This is a genomic window from Streptomyces sp. 8N706 (assembly GCF_052245415.1).
Classification (GTDB): domain Bacteria; phylum Actinomycetota; class Actinomycetes; order Streptomycetales; family Streptomycetaceae; genus Streptomyces.
In genome coordinates, this window is record NZ_JBQQBW010000121.1 from 1 (window position 1) to 18,895 (window position 18,895).

11 protein-coding genes and 1 pseudogene are annotated in these 18,895 nt (G+C 67.4%); 3 read left to right on the forward strand and 9 right to left on the reverse strand.

The annotated features are described in order from the left end of the window. The first annotated feature begins 563 nt into the window (after positions 1-563). A complete protein-coding gene (locus ACTWQE_RS29275; RefSeq protein ID WP_443332089.1) occupies positions 564-2,945 on the forward strand; it encodes a Helicase associated domain protein in 2,382 nt (793 codons plus the stop codon). A gap of 49 nt (positions 2,946-2,994) precedes the next feature. Here ACTWQE_RS29275 and ACTWQE_RS29280 read toward each other — a convergent pair whose 3' ends face one another. From ACTWQE_RS29280 to ACTWQE_RS29305, 6 genes are all read right to left on the reverse strand, one after another. Beyond that, positions 2,995-3,582, reverse strand: coding sequence for a DUF6262 family protein (locus ACTWQE_RS29280; RefSeq protein WP_443332090.1), 588 nt, complete (start codon positions 3,580-3,582; stop codon positions 2,995-2,997). Then, a complete protein-coding gene (locus ACTWQE_RS29285) occupies positions 3,579-6,032 on the reverse strand; it encodes a tyrosine-type recombinase/integrase (protein ID WP_443332091.1) in 2,454 nt (817 codons plus the stop codon). Before ACTWQE_RS29285 ends, ACTWQE_RS29280 begins: the two co-directional genes overlap by 4 nt. Then, positions 6,014-7,192 carry a tyrosine-type recombinase/integrase gene (locus tag ACTWQE_RS29290; protein ID WP_443332092.1) on the reverse strand — a complete coding sequence of 393 codons (1,179 nt, stop codon included), beginning with the start codon at positions 7,190-7,192 and terminating at the stop codon, positions 6,014-6,016. Before ACTWQE_RS29290 ends, ACTWQE_RS29285 begins: the two co-directional genes overlap by 19 nt. Before the next feature lie 107 nt (positions 7,193-7,299). After that, a complete protein-coding gene (locus tag ACTWQE_RS29295; protein WP_443332093.1) occupies positions 7,300-7,770 on the reverse strand; it encodes a DEAD/DEAH box helicase family protein in 471 nt (156 codons plus the stop codon). A 126-nt stretch (positions 7,771-7,896) separates the two neighbouring features. After that, the gene (locus tag ACTWQE_RS29300) at positions 7,897-10,920 is read right to left on the reverse strand and encodes an AAA family ATPase (protein ID WP_443332094.1); all 3,024 of its coding nucleotides are present in this window, start codon (positions 10,918-10,920) and stop codon (positions 7,897-7,899) included. Then, complete coding sequence (locus ACTWQE_RS29305) at positions 10,920-12,074, reverse strand: exonuclease SbcCD subunit D (RefSeq protein WP_443332095.1); 1,155 nt, start codon at positions 12,072-12,074, stop codon at positions 10,920-10,922. The genes ACTWQE_RS29300 and ACTWQE_RS29305 overlap by 1 nt, the downstream gene beginning before the upstream one ends. Before the next feature lie 385 nt (positions 12,075-12,459). On the opposite strand from ACTWQE_RS29305, the gene ACTWQE_RS29310 reads away from it, so the two are divergent. Further along, on the forward strand, positions 12,460-14,280 hold the full coding sequence (locus tag ACTWQE_RS29310) for an AAA family ATPase (protein ID WP_443332096.1): 1,821 nt from the start codon (positions 12,460-12,462) through the stop codon (positions 14,278-14,280). 751 nt (positions 14,281-15,031) lie between these two features. On the opposite strand, the gene ACTWQE_RS29315 is transcribed toward ACTWQE_RS29310, so the two are convergent. Genes ACTWQE_RS29315 through ACTWQE_RS29325 form a run of 3 tightly spaced genes read right to left on the reverse strand, consistent with a single transcriptional unit; the run spans position 15,032 to position 18,488 of the window. Continuing rightward, on the reverse strand, positions 15,032-15,733 hold the full coding sequence (locus ACTWQE_RS29315) for a helix-turn-helix domain containing protein (RefSeq protein WP_443332097.1): 702 nt from the start codon (positions 15,731-15,733) through the stop codon (positions 15,032-15,034). Continuing rightward, positions 15,733-17,865 (reverse strand): hypothetical protein, encoded by a 2,133-nt coding sequence (locus ACTWQE_RS29320; RefSeq protein ID WP_443332098.1) that lies wholly within the window; start codon positions 17,863-17,865, stop codon positions 15,733-15,735. The genes ACTWQE_RS29315 and ACTWQE_RS29320 overlap by 1 nt, the downstream gene beginning before the upstream one ends. Positions 17,866-17,888: 23 nt before the next feature. Continuing rightward, a complete protein-coding gene (locus ACTWQE_RS29325; protein WP_443332099.1) occupies positions 17,889-18,488 on the reverse strand; it encodes a helix-turn-helix domain-containing protein in 600 nt (199 codons plus the stop codon). A 288-nt stretch (positions 18,489-18,776) separates the two neighbouring features. On the opposite strand from ACTWQE_RS29325, the pseudogene ACTWQE_RS29330 reads away from it, so the two are divergent. Beyond that, positions 18,777-18,895, forward strand: a pseudogene (locus ACTWQE_RS29330) (IS5/IS1182 family transposase); the annotation flags it as partial.

The window sequence follows — 18,895 nt, forward strand, 5'->3', positions numbered from 1 at the left end:
GGGATATGCAGCGCTGGCGCGCTGCATAGAGAGCGGCTCCGCTGACGCTCCGCCAGATTCCCGCGCAAGCGCGGGAATCGAATTCCGCAAGCGGAATTCTGAGTGCGTGTCAATTCGCGCAAGCGCGAATTGGGGGAATCCCGCAAGCGTGATTCCTGAGGCTGGCTGCAAGGGGTGGGTGCATCGCGCGCGGGTCTGTGTAGGGCTTGGGATTCCCAGCTACCACCCCTGCAACGGATGTGACAGACCATCGGCCTGACGGGGTGCCGGCCTCACGGTAGCGACGGGTTCCGCTGCGCTCCACCCTGAACCCCTCCCCCAACGTCTGACTGTCCCGACGTGTTCACCAACGCCCTGTCAGTATATAGGACAACCGGCCGTTCGTGGATGGAATTGAGTCAGGTGTCACCCTCGGGCTCAGAAGTTGGTGCGCGAATGATGCATCACGAGTCATCACTGTGTAGAGTCTGGGATCAGATGCTACACCCCTACCGCCGCGCACCTTGCGCCTGGATTCCATTTGCTATTACGCGCTGCATTCCGCGAAAAGGAGAACACGGGGCATGGCCGTGAAGCTGCGTGATCACCAGATCGAGGCCGTTGCCGCCATTGTGCGCGGTCTTGATGTTCCGCCGGGTGGAATCCCCTGGAATGGTCTTCGCGGGCAGGTGCACGCCGCGTGTGGCACAGGGAAGACCATCATGGCGGCGGTGGCAGCGAGGCGGCTTGTGCCCAGGGGGCGTGTGCTCGTGCTGGTGCCGACGCTGGATCTTCTGGCGCAGACGGTGAGGGCGTGGCACGAGGCCGGGCACAAGGGGCCGGCGGTGGCGGTGTGTTCGCTCCAGGACGATCCGGAGCTGTGGTCGTTGAAGGTGCGCTCCACGACGAACCCGATCCAGTTGGCGCTGTGGCACGGGCGGGGGCCGGTGACCATCTACGCCACCTACGCGTCCCTGGGGGTTCTGGCGGAGGCATTCGAGGGCGCCTACGGTCAGAAGCTTGATCGAGTAGACCTCGCGGTGGTTGATGAGGCCCACAGGACAAGTGGTTCGATGGGTAAGGCCTGGGCGGCCATCCACGATCAGAGCGTCATCCCGGCAGCACGCCGACTGTACCTGACGGCCACACCACGGATCTGGGAGGAGCGGCTCAATCGGGAGATCGCCGAAGGAGTCCGTGACCCGCTGCCGCGGGAGATGGCAGCTTCCATGGACGACGAGACCGTCTTCGGGCCCGTCCTCTACAAGCTCTCGCTCGCATCAGCCGTCTCCCGAGGTTTGCTGGCGCGCTACCAGATCATCGTGCTGGAGCTGAAGGACCCGGTCGTCACTCCGGAACGGCTGATGGGCGAGGAGCGGCGCAGCGAAGAGGTGCGCGGTCAGCGGCTCGGGGCCTTGCAGGCCGCGCTGTTGCACACGATGGCGCAGCACGACCTGTCGACGTGCATCACCTTCCATCACCGGACGATTGAGGCGCAGGCGTACGCGGAGGGTCTGGAGCGGGTGGCTGCGAAGCTGCACGCGGATCAGCCCGAGACCTACCCGAAGCGCATCTGGGCCGACTGGCTGTGCGGCGAGCACGTCCCCGAGCACCGGCAGGAGGTTCTCGGCTCGTTCGGGTCCACGGCGCAGCGGGCCGTGCTCTCCAACTGCCGTGTTCTGGGTGAGGGGGTCGACATCCGCGCGGTGGACTCCGTTGCCCTGTTGGATCCGAAGGGAGCGCCGCACGACATCGTCCAGGCCATCGGCCGGGCACTCCGCCAAAAGCCGGGACAGGGCAAACTCGCTTCCTTGATCGTGCCTGTCTTCCTCCAGCCCGGAGAAATGCCCGAGGATATGTTCACCTCGGGGTCGTATCGCCCGTTGGTGAAAGTCTTGGAAGGTCTGCGCGCTCACGATGAAGAAGCCGTCGAGCTGCTCGCCATTCCCCAGGAGCCTCAGAAGGATGTCGCTCAGCCGTCCGTGAACATCGGCACGCCGCCCGAGGAAGGCGAAGCCGAATCACGGTTGCTGCTCCGTTTCGCCGCCCCACGCGACCCGGTGATGGTCGCCGACTGGGTCTCCTTCAACGTGATCGACACCGAACGCCAGGACTGGGCACGCGCCTGGGCAAAACTGAAGACATACGTCGAACGGGTCGGGAACGCCCGCGTGCCCTACGGACACCGCGAAGGCGCCACACCACTTGGACAATGGGTCGCAGAACAACGACGCGCCTACACAGCCGGACAGATGACCGGCCAACGCGCCCGCCGGCTCGAACAACTCGGCATGGTCTGGAGCCTCGCTGACGAACGCTTCCAGGAAAACCTCGAAGCCGCCAAGGCCTACTACGAGCAGCATTGGACGCTGTGCGCGCCCCGGTCCGCGAGCATGCTCGACCGGCCGTTGGGGATGTGGCTCGCAAATTTGAGGCGGCAGGGTGCTCTGGACGGACGCCCCGAATGGGAGAGGGCACTGCGCGAGGTCGATGAGGACTGGAACCCGGCGTGGCCGGCCGAATGGCAACGCCACTACGCGGCGCTGCGGGAGCTGGTCGCCGACGAAGAGGGCCAGGCAGACGTCCTTCCTGGCCTCACGGTCCACGGCATGGACATCGGGAAGTGGCTGGCCCGGCAGCGGAAACCGGAGGTCTGGCAGGCCCTGACAGACGGGCAGCGCGAGCGCCTGGAGCAGCTCGGCATCACGCCGCCCGCCCCGGAGCCGGACACGCCCGCGAAACCGTCCACCACGCCCGTGAGCGCCTTCGAGCGGGGCGTGGCGGCCCTGGCGCAGTACAAGGCCCGTGAGGGCTCCGTGACGGTTCCCAGGGCCCATGTAGAGCGGCTGGAGGATGGCACCGAGGTCCGGCTTGGGGTATGGATCATGAACCAGAAGACCCGCAGGACGAAGCTCGCTCCCGACAGACTCGCAGCGCTCGCCAACCTCGGCATTGACTGGGTGTGACGGCGAACGAGGAAGCGCGCCGTCTTCAGCCGGCGTTGCCGCAGCTGGTTCACGGCGGCGGAGGTGGGGCGGTGAGGTAGGGCGCGAGTTGGGCTTCAAGATCTGCGACTCGCTTGTCCAGGAAGCGGTTGTTCTGGCGGGCGCCGGCCAGACGGTCTTGGAGGCGTTGGTTGTCCTGGGTGAGCTGTCGTGCTTGCTGCTTCAGGCTGGTGTTCTCGGTGACGATCCGCTGAAGTGAGCCTTCGGGGAGATCGTGTTCAAGGTCGCGGATCTTGCCAAGGAGTGCTGCCATGTGGGTGCGCTGAGTGAGGATTTCGCGCTGTGTCTGGGCAAGTGCCTCTTCGGCATTGAGGGCGCGTTCTCTCCAGGCAGGCTGTGTCGGCTGCCTGTGGTTGCTGCTGTTGGAAAGTTCGGGGTGAGAGCTGCTTGTGCGGACGGCCTGCTCCACAAGGGCTCTGGCTTGCTGGTTTTGGTAGAGGAAGGTGCGTGAGACGCGGGCGGTACGGGCAACGGCTGCGACGGTGACAGGGGTATGGTCGCGCGCCATAGCCGCCAGGGCGGTCTGGAGGCGTTGAAGCATCTCTTGGGTGGCTTGGCGGCGGGCTCGTATGGCCGCGTCGGTGCGGGAAGTCCTCATGGCTGCCCTGTGGTGTCGTCGGAGGCTGGCAGTGCTGCGAGGTCTCGGGCGCGGAAAGCGGTGCTCCAGGTGCGGTGGAAGTAGTCCTGTGGGCGCCGCAGGTCGAGGGTGAGGTCTGCGCCGGAGAGGACGAAGTTGTCGCAGTTCTCGCAGTCGAGTTTCCAGGGGCAGGCTCCGCCGTCGACGACGGGTTGGTAGGTGCAGAACCCTCCGTCGGTGGGAGTGCTGCGGCGGGAGAGGTCCAGGGCCAGGGCGAGGGCTGTCTCGCGGTCCATGGGGGTGGTGTCGCCGGAGAGGAGTTTGCCTGGGTGGGGTGCGCCGGGCCCGGCTACCCAGACGGTGTTCAGGACGTCTTCGAGGTCGCTGTTGGTGATCTTCACGTAGTGCTCGGCCATGCGTTCGGAGAGCTGGCCGAGGTAGCGGCGGATGTGGGTGAGCGTGGCGCCGGCGCGCAGCAGGTTGGTGGCCAAGGTGTGGCGGGCCTGGTGGGCGACGTAGGCGCCGCCGAGGTCGAGGTCGTCGATCCAGGTCTTGAAGCGCTGGTTGAAGTGTCCGTAGGAGATCGGTTGTCGGCCGTTGGGGTTGCGGATGCGGGAGGGGAACAGGGCCAGGCTGGGGCGTTCGGCGGCTGCTGGGGTGCGGCCGTAGCGCTTTTCGAACAGTTGGAGTGTCTTGGTGCGGCGGGCATCGAGGCGGTGGTAGACGGGTTCGGGGATGCGGATGCCCTCGTTGTAGTTGCCGACCTTGGTCTGGTCGTGCCACAGCATGGCCAGGCCGCGGTAGCGGCCGAGGCAGTCCAGTCGCAGTCCGACGACCTCGCTGCAGCGACGCCCGGTGGCGACGATGGTCTCCCAGATGTCCCGCAGGCCTCGGTCGTTGAGGTCGAGTTCCTCCAGGCGGCGCAGGTTGGTTTCGTCGGTCAGCGCGCGGGCGACGTCGTCGCTGAAGGGGTTGCGGGAGCGCTGTTTGAGGCCGGCGCCGCCGAAGGGAATGGCAGTGAGGAAGCCGGTGTCGATGCCGAGGCGTTCGGCGTGGCCGGTGGTGATAGCGCTGTAGAGCAGTTTGCGTGCCCCGTTGAAGACGAATTGGCAGCTCCGGTCGGTGACGGTGGGGGATCGTCCGTCGACCAGGACCATGCCCAGGGACGGCAGGTTGTGGCGGGCGCGGTGGCGCTGGTCGGCGACGAACCGCTCGGCGTGCTCACGGCGCAGCGCGGTGGGGTCGTGGCCGGCGTCGGGGGCGTCGGCTTGGAGGAAGACGCCCAGTTCGACGGCGGCGCGGCGCATCTGGTCGAAGGGGCCTCGGGTGCGGGGGCACTGCGGGGATCGGAGCCACTCGGCGAGATGGTCCCAGAGCAGGTCGCGCAACCACCTCTGGGGAACGGCGGTGATGTCGAAGTGGCTCTGGGCGTTCTTGAAGCGCCGTCCGAAATGATCGGTCTCCAGGAAGCCGGCGTCCTTGGTGTCTGAGGGGCTGTAGTAGACGCAGCGCAGGCCGTTGACGGTCTCCCAGCAGATCTGGCGCACCATGGAGTCGAACTGCCTGCGGGTCAGGCCCTGGTAGCCCTCGCCGTCGAGGTCGCTCAGGGAGGTGAATCGTCCGCGCCAGCAGTGGTTGATCAGGTTCTTGATGCCGTTGAGGTCCCAGGTCGAGCGTTGTTCGACTCGTGCGTGGGCGTTCAGGCCCCACTTAATCTCTGCGGCGAGCAGTGGGGGCAGGCCGTGCAGGTTGATCAGTCCGGGCTGGGTGACGGGGAGCACCTGGGCACACCAGGTACGGAAGGCGTCTTCGTCCTGATAGATCACCGGCAGACGCCTGCCGTGCCGACCCCTGCCGTGGGCCGAGGTATCGACTTCGGCTCCCCCGGGGCGGCCTTTTCCCTGATAGCGGTTCTCGTGCTGACGGCACAGCCCCAGCGAGGAGGAGGCCAGCAGAGGGCACACCGCCTGGCAGGTGCCGTATCCCGCCAGCGGGGTTTGTGTGCCCAGCCACTGCTGGAATGCTTTTTCTTCGGCCCGTGCGGTGCCGGCATGGTGTTGCCAGCGTGCGTAGTGCTGGCTGCACAGCCGGAGCGCGGCCGTGGTGGCCGGCCGTTGCGGGCAGATTCGGCAGGGACCGTGGTCGATACCCCTAACAGCAGGGAGCGGCTCGGCGGTGCGCAGGAAGTCGGCTCTGGTCATGCCGGATGCCTGACCCTGAGCCCACAGCTGGTGATGGGATTCGCAGATGACGTGGCTTACCTGACGAGAGCGCCCGCAGCCGTTGATGGAGCATTCCCAGCTATAGACCGGGTGCTGAGGCGGGATCCTGATCAGCGTGTCGCGATAGAGCGGATCGAATGCGGGGGCGTCGATGAGGGCCGTGAGCAGTTCGAGCCGGTCGCGGCCGATGCGGGTGGTGTCGGTGCGGCCGGGCAGCAGCGTCAGCGGGATCACGGCTGTGTCCCCCACACCTGCTCCAGCGCCGCGGTGAAGACCGGGTCATGGACATCCACGTGGCCGTAGACCTGCTCGACGGTCGCGGCCGAGGCCCAGCCGCCGGCCTCACGCGCGATCACCGCGTTGCCCCGTGCAGCGTCCAGCACCGCGGTGGCGAAGCTGTGCCGGAAGGCGTGCGGTACCACCCGGCCGATCTCCACGCGGGTGGCAGCCCGGCGCAGCATGCCACGGGCCGCTGCGGTGGTCCACGGCTGCCCTCGGGAGGGGCCGTGCAGGCTGACCAGGAGCATGCCGTGAACGGGCTGGGCGGGGTACTGGGTGGTGATGTACTCGAAGTAGGTGTGGATCATCGCCGGGCTCGCCCGGCGCACCGTACCCCCGGACACCGCGTTGTCCTGCCAGGTCCAGGGTGTTTTGGTTTTGACTCGGGCCCGGTTGGCGTTGTCCTCGCGGTGGCAGATGTGCACGTGCGGCCCCCGGCACTGACCGCACGCGGCTTGCTCCCGCAGGTGCAGGTCGACCAGGCGCAGCCCGCACAGCTCCCCGATACGGAAACCGCCGTCGGCCAGCCACGTGACCACCATCCGGTCCCGCGCGCACGACACCGCCCCCAGCAGCAGATCCCGGGCGCCTTCGGGCAGCATCTTCGGATGCCGGCGCACCCGCTCCGCCGGAGCCAGAGGGTTCGCGGGCATGCTGTGCAGGACGTGTCCGAGCATCGCCCGGCGCCGGTCCGCCCGCGTGGGCAGCCGTGTTGTCCGTAGCGCCTCGGCCAGCGGCGGGTTCACTCCCCGGATGCCCAGGTGGAGGTAGAAGCCCTTTAGGCAGGCTGCTGCGGTCTTCAGCGCGCTGTGTCCGTAGGGGCGCTTGCCTTCCCGCCACGGCAGACCGAACGGCCCCGGGTAGTGAGCTCCGAGAGCTGCCATGTAGTGCCGCAGGTCCTCAAGCGACACCGACTGTGTGTCCAGGCCCGCGAACCGCAGCCACCGCAGGTGATCGACCAGCACATACGCGTACGTACGGTCCGTACCCGCCCGACAGGTACGCAGGAACTTGTCCGCCTCCGCCACAAGCGTGCAGTCGGTGTCCACGACCGTGTAAGAAACCCGGCCGTCCCCACGGACGATCTCCTGCACCCGTAACTGGTCCACCACCAACCGGCCACCCACCATGTGCCGCCCCTCCGAACCGGGAACCGCCCCAGTAGCGGCACCTCAGCCCGCAGTCCACACCCCTCCCCCACACCCGCGGACCACTCCACGCGAACGTCCCACACACGTCAGTGACGGTTGGTAAAATCGACGACGACGAGGTCCCACTCGGGCAGGTGGTGGTCGCGGTGGGCGGTGACGACGACAGGCAGGGAGGCGTAGGTGGCGTAGACAGTGACTGGACCGGTCTGGGCGAAGGTGAGGGCGACCAGGTCGGCGGGGTCGGTGGTCATGGGAACGCTGGCGCCGAGCGGCTCGTGATCGAGGGCCTGGCGGGCCGAGCATGCGGCGACCGCGGTGCCCTTGCGACCCGCGGCCCGCCAGGAACGGATCGTCTGGGACAGCAAGTCCAGTGTCGGCAGCAGCACCAGCGCTTTCCCGCGGGGGGTGATGCGGGCGGTGGTGCGGGCAGCGATCAGGGTCTTGCCGGTCCCGCACGCCGCGATCACACTTGCCCGCGCGTTGTCCCGCAGGGTCTGGGCGGCCGCTGCGACGGCTTCCTTCTGGTGCGGTCGCAGTGTGGTGTCGGAAGGGGCCATGGGGGTGTACCGCTCCGGGGTCGGCGGACGGGCAGGGCGGGACAGGGGTGCCCCGCCCTCTGGGAGCAGGCTATTGGGCTGGCGAGCGTGCAGGCGGTGGTGAAGTCTCAGTCGGGTGTTCTGGAGTTACAGATCGGCGCTGATCAAAGGTCGCAGTGTGGAGCCGTTGCGGTGTTTCACCACGTTCAGCTGGCTGGGGATGCGGCGGCCGAGTTCGGCGACATGGCTGACGATCCCGACTGCTCGGTTCCCGGCGCGCAGCTGGTCGAGCACGTCCATCACGTCTTGCAGGTTCTGGTCGTCGAGGGTGCCGAAGCCTTCGTCGATGAACAGGGTTCCCAAGGGGCGGCCGCTGGCTTCCTGGGTGACGACGTCGGCCAGGCCGAGGGCCAGGGCGAGGGAGGCGGTGAAGGTCTCGCCGCCGGACAGGGTGGAGGTTTCGCGTTCGGTGCCGGTCCACGTGTCGAGGATTCTCAGTCCCAGTCCCGCCTTGAGACGTCCGCGTCGGCCAGCGTCCTTTTCGTCACTGTGTAGAAGGAGGTAGCGCTCTGAGGTCATGGCCTGCAGGCGGATGTTGGCCGCGTCGGCGATCTCTTCGAGTCGTGCGGCCAGGACGTAGGCCTCCAGTTCCATGCTGCGCGTGTTGGCGGTGGTGGTGGCTGACGCGATGCAGGCCAGGCGGTCAGCCAGGGCATGGCGCGCCTGAAGGGGTTCCAGGTCGCTTAGGCGGGCTTCGAGGTCGGCGATCAGTCCGGTCAGCGCAGTGACACGGTCGCGGGCCTGCTGGGACGTGCCGGCGGTGGTTTTCATGCGACCTTCGGCTTGCAGGAGAGCATCAGCCGCGGCTTGCAGGTCAGCGGGAGGTTGGATGCTGGCCTCGAGCAGGTCCGGGGTTTTCAGGATGTCGGTGACGACGGCGTCGTCCTTGTCCCACTGCTCGAGTTCTTGGCTCCACTGCTGCAGGAGGGCTGGGGATTGCAGTGCGGCGGCGGCCTCCTCACGGGTGGGGAAGCCGGCGTCCCGGGCTGCTTGGTCGGCGACGGTAGTCGCGTCACGGTGGCGGTCGGCCGCGGCGGCTGTCGTCTGCGCGGCGTCGATGGCACTTGCCAGGCGCTCCGCGGTGCGGGTGAGCTCGGTCATGCGATCGCCGAGGGTCGCGGCGGTGCCGCGTGCAGTTTCCAGGGCACCGGCGATGGTGTGCTGCTGCTGGGCCAGGGCCTTGCTGCGCATCTGGCATTCGGTCAGACGGTCCTTGGCTTCCTGGTGTTGCTGGGCGCGGGTGTCGCATTCACTCCGGAGCCGGGCCAGCTCCTCCTGGGCGGAGGGCAGCTTGGCGGCTTCGTCACATGTGGCTTGGTGAGCTTTCCGGGCTGCCTGAAGCTGTAACTCGAGCTCGTCAGCAGGAGTGGGCCCTGCTGCTCCGAGCGCTTGCGCATGCTGGGTGGCGAGGTCGCTGCGGGCGCGGCTGGCCCGGGTGTGCGCGGCCTCGGCCTGTTCATGGGCGGTGCGGGCGTTGTTCTCGTCCTCGCGGCTGGGCTGATCGGCTGGTCGCTGTGCCGGGGCTGGGTGGGTGGGTGAGCCGCATACCGAGCATGGGGTTCCTTCGGTGAGTTCGGCGGCCAGTTCTCCGGCCATGCCGTCCAGACGGCGTTCGCGCAGGTCGAGCCAGTCCTTCTTGGCCTGGAGTGCTTCAGCTTCGCGCTGTGTCTCGGTTTCTGTGGCTGAGGCGAGCCGGGTGGCGAGGGTGTCGCGGCGGCGAGCCGCTTCGACCTGGGCATCCAGCGCCTGGACGGCCTGCTCACGTTGAGGTACCTGATCTGCGGCCTTGACCATGCCTTCCAGGCGGCCGGTGTGCTCAGCCTCCAGGGCGGGCCATGCTGTGAGCCAATGCGTGGCCTCGTCCAGATCGGTTTGTGCCTGCTGTTCCTTGGTGTCGAGCTCTGCGATCTGTGTTCCGAGCTGTGCGTGGCGCTGCTCTTCCGGCAGCAGTCCTTCGACGCGACCTCGCTCGGCGTGGTGCTGTTCGAGGGCTACTCGCAGCTGGGCAATCTCGTCATGGCGGTGGGCGGCAGGCAGCAGCGTGCGGGCTTCACCTTCAGCGGTCCTGGCTTTTTGGAGGGCGAGGGTGGTGCGCTCCAGGCCGTCGAGCAGGGGACGCAGCAGTTCGGCGCGGCGGCCTTTGTCCAGTTGGTCACGCAGACGTGGGTGGTCGGCGGCCTTGTCATCCAGGGCGGCGCGGCGCGCGAGGGCGTGGTTGTGCTGGCGTTGGCGGTTTTCGAGTTCGGTGGCGCGCTGGTGTTCGTCTTTGGCCTGCTGGTGGGCCTGGTCGCTGCGTTTTTCGTCGGCCAGAGCGGTGAGGTGGGCGCTTTGGGCGAGGGTGAGCAGGTGTTGGGCCCAGGAGAGGGCGTCGGCGGAGTGCTGGGCGTCGGGCCGGGCAGGCTGGTCCGTGTCGCCTTGCTGGAGGAAGGGGGCTGCTTCCTGGTCGATGCGTTCGCTGAGCTGCTGTACGGCGGTGGCGACCTCGTCGAGGTCCTTCTTCATGGTCTTGCTGCGGTTGGTGAGCCATACCTGCAGTTCCTGGAAGTGTCCGGTGTCGAAGAGCCGGCGCAGCAGTACGGCGCGGTCTTTGGCATCGGCCCGCAGGAATTTCGCGAAGTCTCCCTGGGGCAGGAGGACGACCTGGCAGAACTGCTCCTTGGACAGCCCCAAAGCCGCCTCGATCTCTTTGGCGGTGTCCTGGTGGTTGGCACAGACCGGATCCCACGTTGCGGGGCCGTCCGCGGTGCCGGTCCGCTTGTGAAGCTGCACGGTGGCTTCGGCGGTGGCAAAACCGTTCTTGGCGCGCGAGCTGGGATAGGTCTGCCTGGGCGTTCGCGTGATTTTCAAGCGGCGGCCGGCTGCGCTGAATTCGAGGACGACCCGGGTGCGTGTATCGGTGGGGGCGTGGTCGCTACGCAGGCGGTGGGTGGGGCGGATGCCGGGCACGTTGCCGTAAAGGGCGAAGCAGACCGCGTCCAGGATGCTGGTCTTCCCCGCTCCGGTGTCGCCGCGCAGCAGAAACAGGCCGCTGCTGGTCAGGGCATCGAAGTCGACGTCTTCCGTGCGCGCGAACGGGCCGAACGCCTGGACGGTCAGGTGGTGGAGGTACATCAGCTGGCCTCTCGCGCGGCGGCTTCGGTGCGGACGCTTTCCAGTCCCTCTTGCAGCAGGTCCTGCTCCGGGCCGGTGGCCGGAGCGCCGGTGACGTGGTGAAGGAATCCCAGCGTGATGTCGTGGTCGGTGCGGCCGTTAACGCGTGCCCGGTAGGACTCGTCGTTGGTGCGCTGCTCCTGGGAGAAGCTCAGTTTCAAGGCGTGGGGAAAGCGTTGCTGCAGGCGTTCCATGGCCATGTGCGGCCGGTCAGGGTCGGTGAGCGTGATGTGCAGCCAGCACTTTTCGTACTCGAGGTACTCGGGACGGGTCAGCAGGTCGTTCAGAGTGCCGGTCAGTTGGCGCATGTGGCGGGGTACCGGGCATAGGAGCTTGTGTGCCGTGAGGTGGGAGTCGGCGTCCAGGTCGATCAGCCACATGGCCTTGGGGTGATCTGCTTCGGAGAAGGAGTAGGCCAGCGGGGATCCGCTGTATCGGATGCGCTCACTGACTTGCTGGCAGCGATGCAAGTGCCCCAGCGCTACATAGTCCACCCCGGCGAAGAGGGAGACGGCGACGGAGGGAACGCCACCAGCGGTGATGTCGCGCTCGCTGTCGCTGGTGTCCGCTCCGGTGACGAAGGCGTGGGCCAGGACGACCGACCGGGTGCCGCCGGGACGCGCCGCCAGGTCGGCGCGGACCTGGTCCATGGCCGCACTGAGCACGGCGTGATGACTGGGCTTTTCCGCTCTGAAGTGCGCCTGGACCAGGCCAGGCTCGAGGTAGGGCAGGCCGTAGAAGGCCACCGGCCCGTGCTCGTCGTTCAAGACGGCGGGACGGGCACAGTCCTCCACACCGGTCCGCAGGTGGATCCCGGCGCGCTCGATCAGCCGGGCATTGACCCCCAGCCGCCGCGGCGAGTCATGGTTGCCACTGATCATGACGAGCGGCACCTGGAGATCGGCAAGTTCTCCAAGGACCCAGTTGAACAGGTCAATTGCGTCCAGCGGCGGGATGGCGCGGTCGAACACATCGCCCGCGACGGCCACAGCCTCAACGCTTTGTCGCCGCACCGTCTCCAGCAGATGCTCCAGGAAGGCGCGCTGCTCCTTGAGAAGCGGCACGCGATGGAGTTGCCGGCCCAAGTGCCAGTCCGAGGTGTGCAGGATCCGCATGAACACAGACCGTAGCCATGAGGCGGCTGGGGCGTGAGTTTTCCCGATAAACAGTCTCCTTTGAGCGTGTTTTGGGGCAGATGACGGTCTTGGTGCAGGCGCCCGAGGCGGTTTGCCATGAAGAGGGCCGCCTGCGGACGCATAGATCAAGGAAGCGAGCGGCGGATCGATTCAGCTTGATCAATCGCGATGACTGGCGGTGCAGCGGGGTTCGGCAGTCCTAGGATGGTGCGTTCGAGACAGAAGTGACGCCCCACGCAGGCTTGTTGACGATGCGCGCCAGTCCAGTGAGGGCGGGACGAGGGTACGGAGCGGGTAGGCAGTGCATCTGATCAGCTTCGCAGTGAGCGGATTCCGTTCCCTGAGGGATGTCGGTGACATACCGGTGAACAGGCCGACCATCCTGGCCGGCCACAACGATGGCGGAAAGAGCGCGGTGCTGGACGCACTCGCCTTCCTGGTCGGTGCGCGCAAGTTGGAGCAGGACGACCGCACCTACGTACAACAGCCCGGTCACGACAACACGCCTCCCACCAACGGGCGTTGCGCAACGACGACGGTCACCGGAACGTTCACACTCCATACCTGGGAGCAGTCCGTCTTCGACCTGCCTGCTCAGGTGCGGGTGCGACGGTGGTCGGGGGAGGATCTCGTTCCGCATCTGGAACTGTTCGGGCCGCTGGCCGATGACGAGCGGCTACGAGATCTGTCTGCCTACCTGGTGCCCGCCCTCAAGGAGCTCGTGGCCGAGCTTGGCCTGAAGCCCGCCAGCCAGCGGCGGGCGGACCTGGAAGCCGCATTACGTGCCCATGCCGCAGACCACTCCAGCACCGAAGGATGGCAGTCGGCACCCGCGGGGCTGGACAAGCGCATGCCACGCCTGCTGGCCTTCGACGGGAAGACCGCGCACCCCGACGCTGCCGTGAAGACAGCGCTCACCAGCCGCTTCCAGGCCCATATGGCCGATCCTGAACTCAGCGGGCGCCTGCATGAACTGGAGGACGACGTCAAGGACCGGCTGCGTATCGATGCCAAGTCATTGTGCGACCACATCGGCACCCGCTGCCCGGACCTGGAGGAGGTGTTCGTCGAGCCGGAGATCTCCTTCGGGCAGGGTTTCCGCTCAGCACCGCTGCGTCTGTCCCGCACTGCCGGGGAATCCATGGGGCTGGAGCGCTCTGGCCTGGGCCGCAACCGCCGGGTCTCGCTGGCTGTCTGGGAGTGGACCAGCGAACTGCTGGCCGACGAGGAGAGCAGCGACCCCTCCCCTGGCGCGACCGGCGATGACAGCCTTGAACCGCCCCCGGTGCAGAGCATCGTCGTCTACGACGAGCCCGACACTCACCTCGACTATCACCACCAGCGCAAGATCATGCAGCTCATCCGGGAGCAGAGCGCGCTGCCGCATGTGAACGTCATAGTCGCCACCCACTCGATGAACCTCATCGACGGCGTCGACATCTCCGACGTGGTCCACCTCACACTGCACGATCACCGCACCGTCGTCGAACGCCTGGGCGCCGGGGTGGTCGGAGTAGACATCGACCTGCACTTGGGTCGGATCGCCGCAGCGGTGGGTCTGCGCAACTCCGTTCTGCTACACGAACGCTGTTTCCTGGCCGTGGAGGGGGAAACCGAGCAGCGCGCCTTCCCTCTGCTGTTCCGCCTGTGCGAGGGACTCTCCCTTCAGGCAGCCGGCATCGCGATGTGGGCGTGCTTCAACAACGAGGGCGCCCTCCACCTGGCCCGCTACCTCGCCCAGCACGGCCGGACGCTGATGCTGGTCGTCGACGCCGACAGCCGCAACGTCCGTAAGAGCATCTTCAAGCCCGCCAAACTGACCGAGTTCTTCGGCCACGCGGCACCCGACTTCGTGAAGTTCATCGGCGAACCCGAGCCGGGTCAGGCAGGCGCCGAGCAGTTCAACGAGCTCGAGGAGATCTTCCCCGACACGCTCTGGGCCAAAGTGGCCAACAAAATCTGGAGGCGCAACGACGCCGACTGGACGGCCGCCGACTTCACTGCACAGCGCGGTACGGGCAAGTTCAGCGCACGCGTTCAGGAACTCCTGCAGCAGAAGAGTCCTGAGGGTCCGGGCGGCAAGCCAGAGATGATGTACGAGCTCGCCATGGCACTCGAGGACCCCAGCGATGTGCCCGAGCAGCTGCGGACCGTCTTCAGCCAGCTCAGGATGCTAGCAGCGTAAAGCCAGCCGTGAACGCCTGGGCTGTCCCGGGCCTCGGTGCACCGGGACGGCGGCGTCGGCGTGCCTTCATCCGCTCTTTACGCTGCTCCAGCGTCGGCGGCTCCCACTTGTGCCAGCCTACCGGGGGCTTCCACCGCTGCATGTGCTCACGCTCATCCACCCCGCACCACCGGCAGCCACTCGGAGCAGGTAAACGCAGGCCGGAATCATTGTGCATCGCAGGCATGCTCGCCTCCCTCCATCACTTGCTGATTCTTCCCCACAGCACTGACATCAGCCTCCGGACGTCTCCGCACGAGATCGGCGCCGGGTACCGCTGTGTGGGTATCAGTGGCAAGTCATCCCCCAGGCATGGGCGGGATCTGCACCGGCGGTTACCTCAGGGGAAGCCTCAAGAAACGTACCGATCGAGGACCGGACGCCGCGGTCAAGAAGGCGGCCCACGCAGGTGACGGCGACGTAGGCCAGACAGGCACCCATGTCACTGACTGGTTCGGGGACCGGACGGCGCTGCACGGGGTACGACGTGGGGCCGTGGGCGAAGCGGGCGGTGGGTGCTGATCCGGCCGTCGAGGTCGGCGTAGCACCAGCGTTCTTCGATCTTGATCATGGCCCGGGGCGGTTGTCCATCAGGAGCCGGAAGTCCCGTAACTCGGTCGATGATGCTCCTCCTGGCCGAGCGTTAGGCGTGGCTGGCCACGCCTACCAAGGCAGCCAGCGCTGAGCGCCAATTTCGTCGTCGTGCGGTCCATCAGCGAGGGCGCCAGGTACGGATCTCCAGGTGAGAGATGTGAGCGCCTTCATGGATGCGGCCGGTTGTGACGAGCCACTGGTGGACAGCGGCGGTGACATCGCCAGCGGCGGCATCCACCCGGCGGGCGAAATCGGCGGCATCAAAGCCACCGGTCGTCGCCGAGCCATAGGAGCGTTCCTCGGTGTGGTCGGCGCGCTGGATGACGCCGCGGCGGATCCCCGGGGAGTCGATGCGGCTGCCGGATGGGTGAACGTACCCGGTTTTCGGCATACGGACGGTGAAGGCCAGGCGCAGGCCGCGGCGGGCGGCTTCGGCAATCAGGGGGCGCAGGCGGGCGGAGCCGGAGGCGATGGCCTGGACGCCGACGCGGCCGGTGCCGGTGCCGGTGGGGGTGATCAGCACGGCCTTGGTGCGGACCCGGGCCGTTGTCCCGCTGCGAGTGGTGCGACGCGTGATGTGGGGAGCGGCGATGTCGGCGAGTTCGCCGGTGTCGGTGATGCCTGCGGTCTGGACGGCATTGAGCGCATGGCGGAGTGCAGGGACGAAGGCGGCGCCCTTGTGGCGTGTGTAGAACTGGGAGACCAGGGAGGGGTCGCGGTTGATGATGCGGGCGACGTCGCGCTTGGTGTAGCCGGCAGCTTGGAACTGGTCGGTGAGGCGGGCGGCCTCGTTCAGTTCGCGGCGGTTGCGTGGTGGCATCAGGCTTCACCGCCGGAGTGGCTGCGGTGGAAGGCGGCGCGGCCGGCATCGCGCAGGGCGAGCAGGTCCTCTTCGGTGGTGGGGGCAGTGATGGGGCCGATGAGGTGGCCTTTGTTGAGGTAGTCGCCGGGTTGGCCGTGGTAAGGCCAGTCCAGGGGCTGGGTGAGGTAGATGGCGTCGGTGCGGAAGGCGACGACGGTTCCGGGGGGTGCGTGGAGGGCGCCGACGTGGGTGTTGTCCTCGCGCATGCGCATCGAGAGCAGAGCGGCGCGGGCGGCGGACCAGATGCCGGCGGCCCATTCAGGGTGGGCGTAGGGGTCGCGGGAGAAGCCGGTGGGGCGCTGCCAGGTGACGGTGTGCTCGTCGAAGCCGATGATTTCGGCGTCTTCGGGGATGTCGCGTTCGGCAGTGCGGGGGGTGGTGCCGGTGACGATGCGGGGCCGTTGGGCGAAGGATCCGATGCCGTAGAGGAGGAGGGAGCGGACGGCGCGGGAGGCCAGGCGGGCGGCGGTGCGCTGTTGTTCGTCGGTGTGGAGGTCGGCTTGTGCGGCGAGGCGGGACCAGCTTTCTTTGAGCTTCCTGGACCAGTCGTCCAGCGGTTTGCCGTCATCCCACAGCAGTCCGTCGAGGATCTCGACTTTCCACGGCTGGAGGGGGTTGGTCAGGGCGGTGTAGATCTCGGGGCCTCCGGCCCAGGTGGTGAAGGTGATGCCGCCGGTGCGGGGGTAATGCCAGGCGCGTTCGCCAGGGGCGGGGGCGGGGAGAATACCGACGTGATCCCAGCCGTCGGGGACGGTGACGCGCACGTGCCAGTGACCGCAGCCGAAGAGGGCTTTGGTCTGTTCCTTCTCCGACCACGAGGCGAACGTGGCTGCGGTGACGCGCCGGGGGGTGCCGACGCCGGATTTCCAGGTGTGCTTGGCGTAGGCGAAGGTGCGGTCGTATTCGACGAGGGCCGGGAGTTGTTCAGGAACGTCGGGCGGGGTCAGCAGTTCGGTGCGGCCTTGGCCTGCTGTGGAGTGCAGCAGGCCGCGTAGTTCCTCGGAGAGGACCGGGTATCCGTCGGCGAACTGACCACGGGTGGGGATTGTGCGGGTCCACAGGTCGCGCCCGGTCTGGGAGGGGGATCCCATGATGACGGCGTCGGTCCAGTGGGTGCGCAGGGTTTTCCACAGCAGGACGAAGGCGTCGCGGATGGTGTCGGGGGCGGCGCCGCCGGTGTCGAACCACTCCCCCACGGAGCGGATCTCGACGTGCTGCTCGCTGTTTTCGCGCTGGTAGCGGCCGACGGGGTTGCGGGGGTGGACGAAGTGGCCTGCCATGCGGTCCTTGCCGCGGCCGGTGTCAGTGCGCCAGCCGGGCGTGGGGGCGTTGAGCCAGGCGGTGACGGCGTCCTTGAGGTAGGGGTAGCGGTCGGCGTCGCGGTGCCAGGGGTCTCCTGCGGTGATGTAGATCCGCTCCACGCCCTCGGGAAGGGCGTGGAAGACGGCCTGGAGGATCTCCCCCGCTGAGGGGGACTTCAGCTCCAGGCGCAGGGTCTGGTCCCGGTGGACGAGGATTCCCGTGTCAGTGTCCAGGAAGACCGTGGAGCGTGCCTGCTGGGTGAAGTTGGGGTGCGTGGACGCAAGGTTGGTGGTGAAGCTGAACCACCGGTCCCCCGCCATGCCCTCAGGGATGGCGAGCAGCGTCCGGGTTTCTCCCGCACGGGCAGGAGCTGCAGCCGCATCGGGCGCGGGCTGGGGTTCCGCAGGTGCGGACTGGGGTGTGGAGGTGGGTACCGGCATCCGGACGGTCATCTCTGGAGCAACCGCCCCCGGTACAGGCCCGGCGGTCCTCGGCTCGTCGCCGGGCTCGGTGGGGTCGGCCGGGGCGGTCTCGGCCGGTTCGGTGGGCCCGGCCGGGGCGGTGAGATCCTCCGGGGCGAGGGTCGGGACGAGGGTGACGACCTCGGCCAGGCTCAGCCCGGCGGCCGGAGCGATCCGTTCCGCCTTCGCCTTGTGATGCCCGGCCAGCGCGGTGATCTTCTTGTCACGTTCCGCCTCGAGCTTCGCCAGTACCGCCCGCGCTTTCTTGATCTCGTCGCGCAGGGCACGCAGTTCAGCAAGTGTGGCGGTGTAGGTCTTGGCGTCCATCACGGTCCCTGTGCGGCGTCGGTTCAGTCGACGGTGTTGGTGGTGTTGGTGGTGACATAGGCGATGGCGCCGCCCGAGTGCGAGGACAGGCGGGTGCCCAGCAAGAGGTCCGCCAGTTCCCGGTCCTCTCGTACGGGAGCCGTCAGTTGCTTCACCGGCTGTGCGAGGTCAGTGGCATATCCGGCGAGAACTGCTTCGGGGAAGCCGTGGCGGCCGCGGTCGTCTTTCTCCCAGTGTTCGAGTCCGGTCAGGACCGCGACCACAAAGCCGGACAGCGTCACCGGCAGCACCCGCCCAGCCGCGATACTCGCCGCATCACAGCGCCACCAGCCGCGCAGCGCCTTCAGCAGCTCCTCAGGCGGCAGCGTTGCGGAGAATCCGGTCCACGCACCGTTCCCTGTCTGCTGGGCCACATCGGCACGCAGCACCGCAATCTCCGGAGCCGGAAGATGCGCCAGTGGAGCAACGGCCCGTTCCTTCAGAGTCGTCACCACCTCGAGCGGGATCATCACGCGGACTCCACGTCGCGACAGCCCTGGCAGCACACCAGCACGTACGAGCCGGCGGAAAGTCGTGACCGCGCAGCCGAGTTCCTCGGCCGCTTGACCCGTCGTCAGGAGCACAGCCCCTCCGTCATGCCGACTCCGTTATCTGATTTGGCATACGCTAGCGGGTGCCACCGACGCCGTCAAAGCTGCCGACAGAAGCACACAGCCGGTCACCTGGGCCCCGCCTCTCCAGCAGAGGCTCCGAAGGGCCCAGCTCGGACGCGGATTGCGTATCGTCAACGCACTGGCCCGACAGCCGGAGTTGCTCGGAGACTGGCACAGGAAAGACTGTCTGGGGCTGCAGTCAGCACGTCCCAGTGGCTTTAGACGGTGTCCTATGTGGTGATCGGTCGTTGGCTGTTCATGGGGCAGGGGACGTGGGGTTGGATTGTTCCGGACGGCTTGTGGGAGCTCGCCAGGCCGTTGATTCCGGAGGACCGGGTGCGGCCACAGGGCGGTGGGACACCGAACACGCCTGATGA